Source organism: Epilithonimonas xixisoli, assembly GCF_004365655.1.
Lineage (GTDB): Bacteria > Bacteroidota > Bacteroidia > Flavobacteriales > Weeksellaceae > Epilithonimonas > Epilithonimonas xixisoli.
On the sequence record NZ_SOEO01000002.1, the window covers coordinates 731,965 to 744,905 of the forward strand.

General features: G+C 37.3%; 13 protein-coding genes. 5 read left to right on the plus strand and 8 right to left on the minus strand.

Translation table 11 applies throughout. The features are described from left to right. The first annotated feature begins 33 nt into the window (after positions 1-33). Entirely contained in the window at positions 34-630 is a 597-nt protein-coding gene (locus tag B0I22_RS10785) for a superoxide dismutase (RefSeq protein ID WP_133944700.1), read from the plus strand. Between the two features lie 53 nt (positions 631-683). Here B0I22_RS10785 and B0I22_RS10790 read toward each other — a convergent pair whose 3' ends face one another. Genes B0I22_RS10790 through mutL form a run of 4 tightly spaced genes read right to left on the minus strand, consistent with a single transcriptional unit; the run spans position 684 to position 4,540 of the window. Further along, the gene (locus B0I22_RS10790; RefSeq protein WP_133944702.1) at positions 684-1,034 is read right to left on the minus strand and encodes a hypothetical protein; all 351 of its coding nucleotides are present in this window, start codon (positions 1,032-1,034) and stop codon (positions 684-686) included. Between the two features lie 11 nt (positions 1,035-1,045). After that, complete coding sequence (locus B0I22_RS10795; protein ID WP_133944704.1) at positions 1,046-2,026, minus strand: endonuclease/exonuclease/phosphatase family protein; 981 nt, start codon at positions 2,024-2,026, stop codon at positions 1,046-1,048. Then, positions 2,027-2,776, minus strand: a complete 750-nt coding sequence (locus tag B0I22_RS10800) for a rhomboid family intramembrane serine protease (protein WP_133944706.1) — start codon at positions 2,774-2,776, stop codon at positions 2,027-2,029. 3 nt (positions 2,777-2,779) lie between these two features. Next, positions 2,780-4,540 (minus strand): DNA mismatch repair endonuclease MutL, encoded by a 1,761-nt coding sequence (mutL, locus tag B0I22_RS10805; RefSeq protein WP_133944707.1) that lies wholly within the window; start codon positions 4,538-4,540, stop codon positions 2,780-2,782. Positions 4,541-4,817: 277 nt separating this feature from the next. Between mutL and B0I22_RS10810 the strand changes: the two genes are divergently transcribed. Beyond that, on the plus strand, positions 4,818-5,915 hold the full coding sequence (locus B0I22_RS10810; RefSeq protein ID WP_133944709.1) for an acyltransferase family protein: 1,098 nt from the start codon (positions 4,818-4,820) through the stop codon (positions 5,913-5,915). A 33-nt stretch (positions 5,916-5,948) separates the two neighbouring features. On the opposite strand, the gene B0I22_RS10815 is transcribed toward B0I22_RS10810, so the two are convergent. Continuing rightward, on the minus strand, positions 5,949-6,182 hold the full coding sequence (locus B0I22_RS10815; protein WP_133944711.1) for a hypothetical protein: 234 nt from the start codon (positions 6,180-6,182) through the stop codon (positions 5,949-5,951). A 162-nt stretch (positions 6,183-6,344) separates the two neighbouring features. Between B0I22_RS10815 and B0I22_RS10820 the strand changes: the two genes are divergently transcribed. The 3 genes from B0I22_RS10820 (at position 6,345) to tnaA (ending at position 9,180) form a co-directional block, all read left to right on the plus strand. After that, positions 6,345-6,926 (plus strand): MiaE family protein, encoded by a 582-nt coding sequence (locus B0I22_RS10820; protein ID WP_133944713.1) that lies wholly within the window; start codon positions 6,345-6,347, stop codon positions 6,924-6,926. 121 nt (positions 6,927-7,047) lie between these two features. Further along, positions 7,048-7,662 carry a DUF502 domain-containing protein gene (locus tag B0I22_RS10825; RefSeq protein WP_133944715.1) on the plus strand — a complete coding sequence of 205 codons (615 nt, stop codon included), beginning with the start codon at positions 7,048-7,050 and terminating at the stop codon, positions 7,660-7,662. Between the two features lie 141 nt (positions 7,663-7,803). Further along, positions 7,804-9,180 (plus strand): tryptophanase TnaA, encoded by a 1,377-nt coding sequence (gene tnaA, locus B0I22_RS10830; protein ID WP_133945179.1) that lies wholly within the window; start codon positions 7,804-7,806, stop codon positions 9,178-9,180. Between the two features lie 38 nt (positions 9,181-9,218). Here the strand turns inward: tnaA and porW are convergent, their stop codons facing one another. From porW to B0I22_RS10845, 3 genes are all read right to left on the minus strand, one after another. Continuing rightward, the gene (gene porW, locus B0I22_RS10835; protein WP_133944717.1) at positions 9,219-11,744 is read right to left on the minus strand and encodes a type IX secretion system periplasmic lipoprotein PorW/SprE; all 2,526 of its coding nucleotides are present in this window, start codon (positions 11,742-11,744) and stop codon (positions 9,219-9,221) included. A gap of 83 nt (positions 11,745-11,827) precedes the next feature. Continuing rightward, positions 11,828-12,400, minus strand: a complete 573-nt coding sequence (locus B0I22_RS10840; RefSeq protein ID WP_133944719.1) for a Maf family nucleotide pyrophosphatase — start codon at positions 12,398-12,400, stop codon at positions 11,828-11,830. Positions 12,401-12,409: 9 nt separating this feature from the next. Next, positions 12,410-12,931, minus strand: coding sequence for a KdsC family phosphatase (locus B0I22_RS10845; RefSeq protein ID WP_133944721.1), 522 nt, complete (start codon positions 12,929-12,931; stop codon positions 12,410-12,412). Between the last annotated feature and the right edge of the window lie 10 nt (positions 12,932-12,941).

Here is a 12,941-nt window from a genome sequence, read left to right on the forward strand (position 1 = left end):
ACAATTGATTTATTAACAAATAAATACCAAACTATGTCATTCGAATTACCAAAACTTAGTTATGCGTACGATGCGTTGGAGCCAACAATCGATGCAAAAACAATGGAAATCCACCACTCAAAACACCATCAGGCGTATGTGGACAATCTTAATAACGCCATCGCAGGAACAGAACTTGAAGGGAAATCTCTTGAAGAAATTCAAAAAACAGGAACTGACAAACCAGCCGTAAGAAATAACGGCGGTGGACACTATAACCACTCCCTTTTCTGGGAACTTTTGACGCCAGGCGGTAGCAAAGAACCAGTTGGAAATGTGAAAGCTGAAATCGAGAAAATCGGTGGTTTTGATAAATTCAAAGAAGATTTTTCTAACGCGGCTAAAACGAGATTCGGTTCTGGTTGGGCTTGGTTGGTAAAAAATTCTGATGGTTCTGTAGCGGTAACTTCTACGCCAAATCAGGACAATCCACTAATGCCGGTTGCTGATAAACAAGGAACGCCAATTCTTGGATTGGATGTTTGGGAGCACGCTTATTACCTTAATTATCAAAACAGAAGACCAGACTATGTGACTGCGTTTTTTGATGTGATCAATTGGGATAAAGTGGAGGAACTTTACAATAAATAATTTTTCATAGAATTATATTGAGAAACCCATCAGAACTTATCTGATGGGTTTTTTTATGGATTTGTTGCTGGTGTTGTTTGTTCTGGTTTGGCTTCGGATTTTGTTTCTTTCTTGGCTTCCTTGGCTTTTTCAGCGTCCAACTTCGCTTTTTCTTTGTCGAGTTTTTCCTGCTCGGCTTTTGCGATTTTTGCAAGACTGTCTTGTTCTTTTTTGATGGCAACAGCGTTTATTTTTGCCATCACAGCTTCGGAAGTTGCGCCTGGACCGAAAGAATCTATCACTATTGTATCGTAAGTGATTTTTGGCGAGGCATCCAATTGGTCAGAATTGTTTAAAATGGGTGTTTCTTTGGAGCAACTTATAATTAATAAAGCAAAACTTGGGATTAATATTTTCTTCATCATTTTAATTAATTTTAATCTACTAAAAACTCTGCAATCACTGGAAAATGGTCAGAGATTTTCACACTTCTGTCCACCTTGTAACTAATTGGCGTTATTGACTTTGAAGCAAAAATATGGTCGATTTTGATAGGGAATTTGAAATCGTGGAAACTTGTTCCGCTTCCTTTTCCGACTTTCAGGAAAGTGTCTTCCAAATTTTCGGACAAGGTGTAATATTCATAAGAATTCGGGACAGAGTTGAAATCGCCAGCGAGAATAATCGGATAAGGCGAACTGTCCAAAAATCCTTTGATAGGCGCAATTTGACTTTGGTGTTTTCGGAAAGTTGGAACTAATTTGTGTAGAATGCTTTTGGCTTTTTCTTCGTTCACATTCATATCACCGCTTGGTTTCACCATAGATTTGTCAAGATAAAATGGCTCCATATAAACATTCACGAAACGGATGACCTTTCCATTAACCCTAATATCAGCATAGATGCATCTTCCGTTTTTCGCATCGGTTTCCACGATTCCACTTTCTACAATTGGAAATCTGGATTGGATTTTCACGACTGGAAAATTGCGTTCAAAATATTCAAAACCTTTCAGATTTTCTGCACTTTTATATTCTTGAGTCAAGACAACATCGGCTTTCTGGTCATTAAGAAAACTATAAATATTCTCGTCGCCAAATTTTCCTGATTTTCCGTTGAGCGAAATGATTTTAAGATTGGGTGTTTCTTTTTTCTTTGGCGTATAATTAATCCATCTTCTTGTCGGAATGATGAAAAATAAAGATAAAACAAGAAAAACAGCCGCTCTTTTTTTCCAACTGATAATCCAGAAAATCAATAAAGTAATATTAAAAATCATCAAAATTGGAAATCCCAAGGACAACAAATTCAACATTCCGAAAACACTTGGCGGAATGTAAGCGTTCATTATCGTTCCGAATAAAAGAACAATAATAATGAGGTGGAAAATCGTCAAAAGAAGTCTAATGATTCCCATCTATTGGATTCTGTCTCGGTTCTTTTTGAAATTAAGCACGAACAGATAACCAATCAATGCGCCACCAATGTGAGCGAAATGAGCAATATTATCACCACTTAGTTGCCCAAATCCTAAAGCTATGGAAGCAATAATAACAATTGGTGTCAAATACTTTGCTTTGATAGGAAATGGAATGAATAAAAACATCAGCTTAGCATCTGGGAACAATGTAGAGAACGCAGCTACAATTCCGAAAATTGCGCCTGATGCGCCAACCATTGGTGTTCTTAGAATATTGAAAAGGCTTTGTGCAGAATCTCTCACTGCTTCCGAGTTCGACGAAATTGGCATTTCACCAGAATAATTAATATCAGCATATTTATAAATCTCGTGAATGTCAAAACCTTTACTATTCAAGAAACTTGTCAATTGACTAACTTCGTAATAATTCCAAATATTATACAACGCAAAACCACCCAAGCCAGCAGCGAAATAAAGAATAATGAATTTCTTCTGTCCTAAAACTTGTTCCAAAACCGGCCCAAAACTGTAAAGCGTAAACATATTGAAAACAATATGCATCAAGCCACCGTGCATAAACATATGCGTGATGATTTGCCAAGAATTAAAATTTGGAGACAGCGGAAAATATCCTGCCAGTAAGGGGCCTAAATCAATATTAGCGTATCTAAGTAAAAATGTTGCCACGAAAAAAATCACATTTAGAATGATGATATTTCGCGTCACTGGTGTTATTTGAGGAAACATAATTTAAAATTTATTTTTAAAATCGTCAAACGGAACTTCCATCCAACATTTTTTACCATTCACGGTATATTGCGGAAATCCAAGGTCGATAAAATCTTTGACCAATTGCTCGACTTCGGTTTTATAAATGAAATCGAATTTGGATTTTGTTTTTAGCTTAATCCATTGGTATTCAAAATATTTTGAGAACTCATCTTCGGTTCGATATTCCAAAACTTCGAATATTTTTTCGAGGAATTTGATGACTTGAGATTCTTTCAAAGCTTCTGGAACAGTTTCGATTCTGAGAACATTTTCCTGAGCCAAGGTCATTTCAAAACCAAAATCCGGTAGATATTTTTTGATGGATTTGTATTTGTTTTTCTCGATTTCATTCAGATGATATTCCAAAGAAAATAACAGACTTTGACCCGCTTTTTTCGTTGGCAAATTTTCCTGATGAGAAGACATCAAAACACGGTGCATTCTGCCCAAATCCAACATATAGGTTTGTCCGTCTTTGTTCAAAAGCCAATATCCGTTTGGTAATCGGAACAGATCTTCGTCCAGATCATCATCTTCAAAAAGATTTATTTTTGATGGCGCCGCTTCCGTTGCCTGATACAATTCTGCCAAATTAATACGTTCTTCATCCGTCGTTTTCTCCACAGAAAACGGATTGAAATCTCTATCAACATTAATAGAAGAAGGTGTTGGCGAACTGTAATTACTTTTGCTGGGTGCAAAAAACGCTTCCATTTTCGGATCTCTTTCAAAATCAAGACTTGGCGCAACGTTGTAAATTCCCAGAGAACGTTTGATTGTAGATCTTACCAAAGCAAAGATCAACGCTTCATCTTCAAACTTAACTTCTGTTTTTTGAGGATGGATATTAACATCAATTTTCTCAGGATCCATTTCCAGATAAAGAAAAAATGACGGAATATAACCAGGTTGCAAAAGACCTTCAAAAGCTTCTTGAACGGCTTTGCTGAGATAAGCACTTCGGAAAAATCTTCCATTCACGAAGAAAAATTGTTCGCCTCTGGTTTTCTTTGCGCCTTCCGGCTTCGCCACATAACCATTAAGATCTACCCAACCAAGATCTTCTTTGATGGGAATCAAAAGTGGTTGCAGTTTTCTTCCGAAAACATCCACGATTCTTTGCATTTGACCACCTTTTCTCAGTTTGAAAACAGGTTCGTCGTTATGAAACATTTCGAACTCAATATTCTCGTGAGCCAAAACAACTCTTTGAAATTCATCAATAATATGACGAAATTCTACATTGTCATTCTTAAGAAACTTGCGTCTCGCAGGAACATTGTAAAATAAATTTTTGACAGAAAAATTAGAACCTTCAACAGTCTGAATCGGATCCTGAAATTGGAAAAGTCCACCTTCGATGTAAATATTCGTTCCTACAGGCGAATCTTTCTGTTTGGTTTTCAATTCAACTTGTGCAACCGCCGCAATGGATGCCAAAGCTTCTCCACGGAAACCTTTGGTCGCAATCTTAAAAATATCTTCTGTCGAACGGATTTTTGAAGTGGCGTGTCGTTCAAAAGCCAATCTGGCGTCAGTCTCAGACATTCCGATGCCGTTGTCCACCACTTGAAGCAGATTTTTCCCCGCATCACGAATGATAAGCTGAATTTTACTGGAACCTGCATCCACAGAATTCTCCAAAAGTTCCTTCACGATGGAAGCTGGCCGTTGCACAACTTCTCCAGCAGCAATCTGATTGGCAACGTGATCCGGTAAAAGCTGAATGATGTCTGACATTTCTACGATTGAACTTGTAAAAATAAGGATAACAATCGAGTGGTAAAAGTTAAATAATTATAAAGAACTTGGGAAAATAATGATATTTTTGAATTTCAGTTTATTAAGTACTCAACACAAAGACACAAAGAATTTGGTAATCAATCATTCTGTTTTAAGGCACAAAGATTTAACGTTGTTAAATTTCAAAATCTTTGATTTTCTTGTGCCTTAAAACATTGTCTATAAAAATAGTTTTTGTGCCTTTGTGTTTAATCATATTTTAAAACCATCATCGATGCAAAGAGATCTCTATATTGATTTTGCCAAAGGACTGGCGACCATTTCCATTATTTTTATTCACACGGCTTTCTGGAGCGGGCAATTTTACATTCCGACGGAAGCTCGGGTTTTTTCTTTGGTTTTTGATGTCGCTTTGTTTTATGCGCTCAGCGGAATCACTTCGGGGAATAATATCGAAAAAACACTTTACAGATTGCTGAAGTTGCAAATCACGTTTATGATTTTTGTGACATTTTTATTTTTCCTCGATTACTTTTTCAAGGTCTATGGGCTCACATTTTTTTCTGTTGAATGGCTGAAGGATTTCTATTCCACATTCGGGAGCAAATATGTTCCGAATAGCATTTCATCAGAACCACAATGGCAGGTTTTGGGAAATTGGTACTTGCACGAGTATTCGAATTGTGATACATTCCCTGTGGTGATGGGAAGTTTCTGGTATTTGAAAGTTTATTATATTTTGACGGTTCTTGGTGTTTTGATTTTAAAATTCTTTCCAAAACATATCAATTGGTTTATAGGGATTTGTGTTGTTTTAACTTTGATTTTCAATATTTTTCCTCAATATTATCCGAATGGACAAGGTGGTTACGTTGCATTTTATATGGCAGTTTTTCTGATTGCCAACAGAATGAAAGGTAAAAAAATCACAACTAAAATGATTCCCGTTTTGTACGGATTGGTCGCAGTTGCGCTGGCTTGGATGTTCTGGAATTACGGAGGCGACATCTTCTATAAACTTAATAAACAAAAATTCCCACCGAAGATTCCTTATATTATTTGGACATTATTCTCATTGGTAACGCTTTTCGTTTTCTACAACCGATTGAAAATCACGAAACCAAATTTCATTACAAACGTTGGGCAAAATGCGATCTTCTTTTATTTCGCCCAAGGAATGAGTTCATCATTAATATATTTCCTAGTTGTGCCTTTAAAAGATTCGATGAGTTGGTGGTTGTTGGTTTTGATAATTTATCCGCTCAATATTTTCTTGGCTTATTTGATTTCTATTGGTTTGAAGAAAGTAGATGATTTAGGTTGGAAAGTTTTGGAGTTTTTGAGAGAGAAAACCGCTGAGAAGAATCCATAAAAAAAGCGCTCCTAAAAGCGCTCTGTAATTTCTCTAATCATTTTTCTTTCTTCCGCTCATCGCAACAATTGCAACGATAATTATTAGAACAACGCCTCCGATAATCCAGTAAGTCGGATTGGTTTGCCATTCTTCCGTAGAAGTGGTTGTCACGTTGGTGGTTTTAACAATTGTTGAATCTTGCGCAAAAGATAAAGCAGAGGAAAAAACTGACAAAAAGCTAAACAGAAATAATTTAGCACGATTGATAATGCTTGAAATTTTCATAATTTTATGGTTTGGTTGTTGAAAGATTTTCAATATGTGTGCCAATTGTTAATTTAATTAATTATTTTAATCCTTTCTCTTAATTGATTTCGAAAATTAATTTTAGTCGATAAAATATTTAATAGCAAACAATCAAATCCTTATTTTTACAAAAAATATAAAATGTTCCGTCTCAAACTTCTTACAGACCCTCGTTGGGCAAACATCGCCGAAGATAATCTTGAAGAAATCCTAACAGATCACGCTTGGTGTGAGCAAAAAGCAGCAACCAACGCCATCGGATTGATTACAATGGTTCCTGAACATACAGAAATGGTCACCGAACTTTTGGCAATTGCTCAGGAAGAATTGGATCATTTCAGCCAAGTTCACGAGATTATCAAGAAAAGAGGTGGTGTTTTAGGAAGAACGCGTAAAGATGATTATGTGAATGACCTCATCAAATTCCTCGTAAAAGGCGGACATCGTGATGAGCAAATCATCGACAAAATGCTTTTCGCAGCGATGATCGAGGCTAGAAGTTGCGAACGTTTCAAAGTTTTGACAGAGAATATCAAAGACGAAGAATTGAAGAAATTCTACCACGACCTGATGGTTTCCGAAGCCAATCATTATACCACATTCATCGGGTTTGCAAGACAATTGGGCGATCCGGAAAAAGTGAACAAACGTTGGGAAGAATGGCTGGAATATGAAGCTAACATTATGAAATCCTACGGAAACAAAGAAACCATCCACGGATAAAAAACACTTCGACTAAGTTTATATTGAGCGAAGTCGAAATACTCAGCGTGACAAGTATAATTTGAAAAATTTCAATATTAAACGTGTCAGTCTGAGGTTCTCGAAGACTATAAAAATTAAAATGGACAGAAATATCAACGATTATCTACGCCTCTTCATACGATCCTTTATCCAAGGATTGATAATCATTGGGCCTTTTGCCATCACGGTTTGGGTCATTTGGAGCGTGGTTTTCCGTATCGATAATCTGGTTCCTTCTGTTTCACAAAGATTTCCAGGATTGATGTTCTTCATTGTCATTTTTGGGACTGCTTTTATCGGTTTTTTTGGCAATAAATTTATCATCGGAAGATTGATTGTTGACGGTGTAGATTACGTTTTGGAACATATTCCCGGAATCAAATTTCTTTATACTTCTCTGAAAGACGTTCTCGGATCTTTCGTTGGTGATAAGAAAAAATTCAATGTTCCGGTTTGGGTCAAGACCAATGAAACGCCCGAAATCTGGAGAATCGGATTTTTGACGCAAACAGATATGTCGGTTGTGGATCTTGACCAAATGATCGCCGTTTATCTGCCGCATTCCTACGCCGTTTCCGGCTGGGTCATCATTACTAAATATACGAACGTCAAAGAAGTTACCGGAATGAGTGCTGCCGAAGCAATGAAATTTGCAGTCAGTGGAGGCGTTGCCGGATTCCATTCAGACGACAACGTTTTCAAAGCACCGGAGTAGTTTTTTGTTGGATGTGGGATGTCAGATGATGGAAGTTTTATTTTTCTTTAATCTAGTCCTCACATTAGTGATTAGTTCAAAAATATTTTAATGATGCGGAACATCCAGCTTCCAGCATCTATCACCCAACAATTTTTTACAATGAAACTACCTTACGCAGAACCATTTAGAATCAAAATGGTCGAAGAAATATACCAATCCACACAAGAACAACGCGAAGAATGGCTAAAAAAAGCCGATTATAACTTATTCAACCTCAGAAGCTCACACGTCTTCATCGATTTGCTGACAGACAGCGGAACGGGGGCAATGAGTGACAAACAATGGGGCGCACTGATGATTGGTGACGAAAGTTACGCAGGATCCAGATCTTTCGAAGCCTTACAAAGTACAGTTGAAAGAATCACGGGATTTCCTTATTTATTGCCAACACATCAAGGTAGAGCAGCAGAAAATGTTCTGTTTTCTGTAATGGTAAAAGAAGGCGACATTTGTCCCGGAAATTCACACTTCGACACCACAAAAGGTCACATCGAATTCAGAAAAGCACACGCTGTAGATTGTACAATTGATGAAGCTTTTGATATTAATGATCTTCATCCTTTCAAAGGAAATATTGATTTGGAAAAACTGGAAACCGTTTACAAATCATATCCAAAAGAACAGATTCCATTTTGTTTAATCACGATTACTTGCAATTCTTCTGGCGGACAACCAGTTTCTCTGGAAAATATCAAAGCTGTAAAAGCATTATCAGACCAATACGGAATTCCGGTTTTATTTGATTCTGCGAGGTTTGCGGAGAATGCTTATTTCATCAAGAAAAGAGAAAAAGGCCAAGAAAACAGAACGATTAAAGAAATCTGTAAAGAGATTTTCTCCTACGGCGACGGAATGACGATGAGTTCCAAGAAAGATGGTTTGGTAAACATCGGCGGATTCATCGCTTTGAAAAATCGAGAAATTTTTGAAAAAGCTTCCAACTTCACCATTATCTACGAAGGCTTCATCACTTACGGTGGGATGGCAGGAAGAGATATGTCGGCATTAGCAACAGGATTAGACGAAGCGACAGAATTTCCTTATTTGGAAAGTAGAATTTCGCAAGTGGAATATCTTGGAAACAAGTTAATGCAAGCCGGAATCCCGGTTCAAAAACCAATTGGTGGACACGCAGTTTTCATAGATGCGCTCAATTTTTTACCAAATATCAAGCGAGAAGAATTTCCTGCACAAACTTTGGCCATCGAGCTTTATAAAGAAGCCGGAATCCGAGGTGTGGAAATTGGAACTTTACTGGCAGATCGTGATCCTGAAACGAGAGAAAATCGTTATCCAAAATTAGAATTATTGAGACTTGCGATTCCAAGAAGAACTTACACAAACAATCATATGGATTATGTCGCTGCAGCAGTAATCAACGTTTTTGAAAGACGAGATGAAATCACAAAAGGCTACAAAATCACAAAGGAACCTGCGATTCTGAGACACTTTACATTGCAATTGGATAAAATATAATCAAAAAAAAGAGAGCAAATCAAATTGCTCTCTTTTTTTTATTTTTGTTTCATTACTCTTCTTTGCTGAGGTGAAGCTTTTTGAAGAGGAGTTGAATCTGTAGAACCTCCCGGGATTCCAGGTCCGCTTGCTGGTGGAGAAATAGCATTTTCTTTTTGAATTCTGACCTGTTCCTTTAGCTTTAATTCCTCGTCATTATTTGGCTCGTTTGGCTGAGACATATTTGAAATTGCATTTCCAGCATCGTCCGTCAGTTCTAGCTTAGCATCGCTTTTCAGATATTTTAAAAGTTCTTTGGCTTTGACGCCTTCTGGTGTTTTCGCATAGTTCAGAACGATTTGTTCCAATTGCAAAATCATAATTTCTTTTCCAGCAGTTTTCCCTGCATTGTAAGCGTTCAGTAGATAAAATTTGGGAACCAAAGCATCTTTTGGATGATCTGCTAAGGCTTTGTCTATTATTGCAGAAGACTCGGCGAATTTATCCGTTTCGTAGAGTTTGTAGGCGTCTGCATAGAGTTTTTCTACATCCGCAGTGGATTTGTTGAAGTCTTTGCTTTTTGGATTTTTCACATATTCCGCATAGGATGTGTACGGATATTTTTCCAAGATTAATTGTTTCGCTTTTTCGGCTTCAACAGGATTTTTTTCATAATTGAAGACAAAAATATTGTACAAAGCCATCAAATCTGTTTCCTCTTCCGGTTTGTTATCTACCAGGTCAAAAAGCGTTTTCGTTGCCAATTTTGTATTAGAGAAAAAGGTTTCGTACATCCTTCCCATTCCCAGGCTGGCTGTGTCTCTGTCTTTTTTAAGCTTGTCTAATTCTATTTTGGATGTAGGGATTTGCTCAATGTAAAAGTCCGGCTCCAAACGTCGGGGATCTGGCGCATTGGCAAGTCCGAGTGCTTCGTTTTTCAATTCTTCTACTGTAGAACTTCTGGCTGAGTAACGCCAGTTATCCATTAGTGTTCTGCTTCCCCAGACTTGTCGGAAAGCGTTTTCTCCTCTGGAAATGTTGTTGGTATTGGCAAAATAAAATGTAGAACCGCCCGTCATTCCAAAATTCTGAAAGCTATTCGCATCTGTAGAATTATTTGCGAAAATAGAATTGGCGTTGTAGTCTGCATTATCAAAGCCTTTGCTTCTCTCTGCTCTTTTCTTTTCCAATTCCTCAGCGGCTTCTTTTGCCTTTATTTTTTCGATGTATTTGGCAAAATAATCACGCTTTTCGTCAGGAGACATTTTCGCAAGATTCAGAATACTGTCGTTTTTCTTAACGATGTAATAGTTTTTCGAAAGCTTTTTGATATTGGCTGTCAATTCGGTTAATCTATCTTTTTCCGGTTTGTAGCTCATTACCGCCAAAGCACTGTCGTAGAAAACGCCTGCCGTAAGGTAATCGTCTTTCGCAAAATATTTTTTCGCAATTTCGGAGTAGGTAAGTCCACGGATTTGCGGATCTGACTGTTTTTCTTTCAATGCTTTTCTGAAATAAGAATCAGCAAGAGAGTCTTTTGCAGCAGAAGTTGCAATCAATCCACTGGCGTAGTACAATTCGTTTTTACGAGAAGCATAAGTTCCTTTTTTAGCAATTTTGGAAATGTATTCTATTGCTTTTTCGTAGCTATCTGTTTTATTATCAAATGTTTTGGCGATTTCGATTTGGGATTTTACTTCGAATTCGTAGCTGTTCGCATATTTGTAAGCTGCTGCAAAAGATTCTCGGGCGTCTTCTTTTTTATTAAGACCCGCTAGGATTTGACCTCTTAAATAAGCAATTCTGCTTTTGGTTTTTCTGTTTTTGTTATAAGTGAAAGCTTCTTCCAAAACTTCAGCAGCCAATTCTTTTTTGCCCCATTTCAGAAAATTATCCGCTTGATAAACTTTTAAAATGCGAAGATGCTCTTTGGATATTTTAATTTTCGGATCCTCTTCCAAATTTTTAAAAACCTCATCTGCACGGTAATATTCTTTTAGTTTGGTGTAGTTTGCCGCTTTGTAGATGTGAGCCAAAGGCAATCTTTTATCCTTATCCATCGTGTTGAAAACGTAGCTGAGCGCATCCAGAGATTCCAGATATTTACCTTGATACATTCGGGCTCTAGCCAAAAGCATGTAGGCATCAAAAATCTTCTTGTTTTTCTCCACGCCATTTACCAAAACCGAATATTTTGTAATCGCTTTTATCGCTTTAGCTTCCGAAATTTGAAGCACAGAAACCCCTTTCTTGGATCCAGCAGAACCATCGTTCTCATTTCTTGGACCGCCACGCATTGGCATTGGAGCATCAGAATCTGGGGAATTGCCGGAAGTATTGTTTTGCAAATTCGTCAGATCATCTTCTGTCGTGTAAACAGAAATGTACGGATCGAAGAAGTTGTCCACGTGGGACTTGTCTCTGCTTTCCATCTCGGCAACCATCGCTTCGTTGCTGTTGAACAAAGTATTATGATAGGTCATAAATCTGTTCACCGGACCGCTTTTGGTTTTCTTCTTTTTCTTGCGGGGATTACAGGCCAAAACGCTTATGACAGCAAGTATGATTAGTAAATATTTTCTCATTTAATTATTTCAATAAAGAAATTCTGTTTTAATCTGTAAAAATAACGAAATTTTGCAAGGAAAATTATCTAAAGATTTCAGTTTTAGAAATTGCTGGGAAAACAATTGATTTTTTTGAGTTCTTCATAAACCAAATCTACAGGAAAACCCATCACAGCGTAGAAAGATCCGGAGATGTTTTTGATTTTTGCCATTCCGAGCCATTCTTGTATTCCGTAGGATCCGGCTTTGTCAAACGGTTTGTAATTTTGGATGTAGAAATTAATTTCATTGTCACTCATTTCACCAAATTCCACATCTGTGCGACTGGTTTTGCTGATTTCAGAATTTTTTGTTTTAATGGTAAAAGCCGTGTAAACTTGGTGTTTTTGTCCAGATAAAATTTTCAACATTTCGAAAGCTTCAGTTTCATCAGTTGGTTTGAGAAGGATTTTTTGGTCTAAGGCCACAATCGTGTCCGAGGTCAGGAGAATTTCATCTGCATCGACATTGAAAGCTTTGGCTTTTTTATTTGAAACGTATTCCGCAATTTGATTTGGTTGTAAATCGGAAGGATAAGATTCATCAACATCGATTTTTACAATATCGAATTCATAACCCAATTGTGATAATAACTCTTTTCGTCTAGGTGAATTGGAGGCTAGTAACAGTTTCATTATCAATTATTAAGCTGATTTTGTTTCTTCGTCCAAGTTCCATTTTCCCTGCACTTTCATCACTTGTTCTATGACATCGCGAACAGCACCTTTTCCGCCAAATACTGGGGAAATATAATCCGAAATCGCTTTCACTTCTGGAACCGAGTTTGCAGGACAAGCAGAAATCTCCGCCAGTTTCATAATCCCAATATCCGGAATGTCATCGCCCATCATCAGAATTTCGGAATCTTGCAAGTTATGTTTTGATTTGAAATCTTCGTAATCGGAAACTTTGTGGGAAGACTTGGCGTAATAATCTTTGATTCCGAGATATTCCATTCTGTTTTTCACCATCGGATCGTTACCGCCGGTTATGATTCCTATTTTAAAACCTTTTTTAAGCGATTGTACCACAGCGTAACCATCCAAAACGCTCATCACGCGGGACATATTTTGATCTGGCAAAAGATAGACACTTCCGTCTGTGAAAACGCCATCAACATCGAAAACAAAGGCTTTTATATTTTTTAATTTTGGTAGATAACTCATTTTAATTTTA

Coding starts and splice junctions, on each gene's coding strand:
- B0I22_RS10795 (WP_133944704.1), bottom strand. CDS start 2,026: ATGGGAATCATTAGACTTCTTTTGACGATTTTCCACCTCATTATTATT.
- B0I22_RS10810 (WP_133944709.1), top strand. CDS start 4,818: ATGCAAAGAGATCTCTATATTGATTTTGCCAAAGGACTGGCGACCATT.
- porW (WP_133944717.1), bottom strand. CDS start 11,744: ATGAGAAAATATTTACTAATCATACTTGCTGTCATAAGCGTTTTGGCC.
- B0I22_RS10845 (WP_133944721.1), bottom strand. CDS start 12,931: ATGAGTTATCTACCAAAATTAAAAAATATAAAAGCCTTTGTTTTCGAT.
- tnaA (WP_133945179.1), top strand. CDS start 7,804: ATGAAACTACCTTACGCAGAACCATTTAGAATCAAAATGGTCGAAGAA.
- B0I22_RS10790 (WP_133944702.1), bottom strand. CDS start 1,034: ATGATGAAGAAAATATTAATCCCAAGTTTTGCTTTATTAATTATAAGT.
- B0I22_RS10820 (WP_133944713.1), top strand. CDS start 6,345: ATGTTCCGTCTCAAACTTCTTACAGACCCTCGTTGGGCAAACATCGCC.
- B0I22_RS10840 (WP_133944719.1), bottom strand. CDS start 12,400: ATGAAACTGTTACTAGCCTCCAATTCACCTAGACGAAAAGAGTTATTA.
- B0I22_RS10800 (WP_133944706.1), bottom strand. CDS start 2,776: ATGTTTCCTCAAATAACACCAGTGACGCGAAATATCATCATTCTAAAT.
- B0I22_RS10785 (WP_133944700.1), top strand. CDS start 34: ATGTCATTCGAATTACCAAAACTTAGTTATGCGTACGATGCGTTGGAG.
- mutL (WP_133944707.1), bottom strand. CDS start 4,540: ATGTCAGACATCATTCAGCTTTTACCGGATCACGTTGCCAATCAGATT.
- B0I22_RS10825 (WP_133944715.1), top strand. CDS start 7,048: ATGGACAGAAATATCAACGATTATCTACGCCTCTTCATACGATCCTTT.
- B0I22_RS10815 (WP_133944711.1), bottom strand. CDS start 6,182: ATGAAAATTTCAAGCATTATCAATCGTGCTAAATTATTTCTGTTTAGC.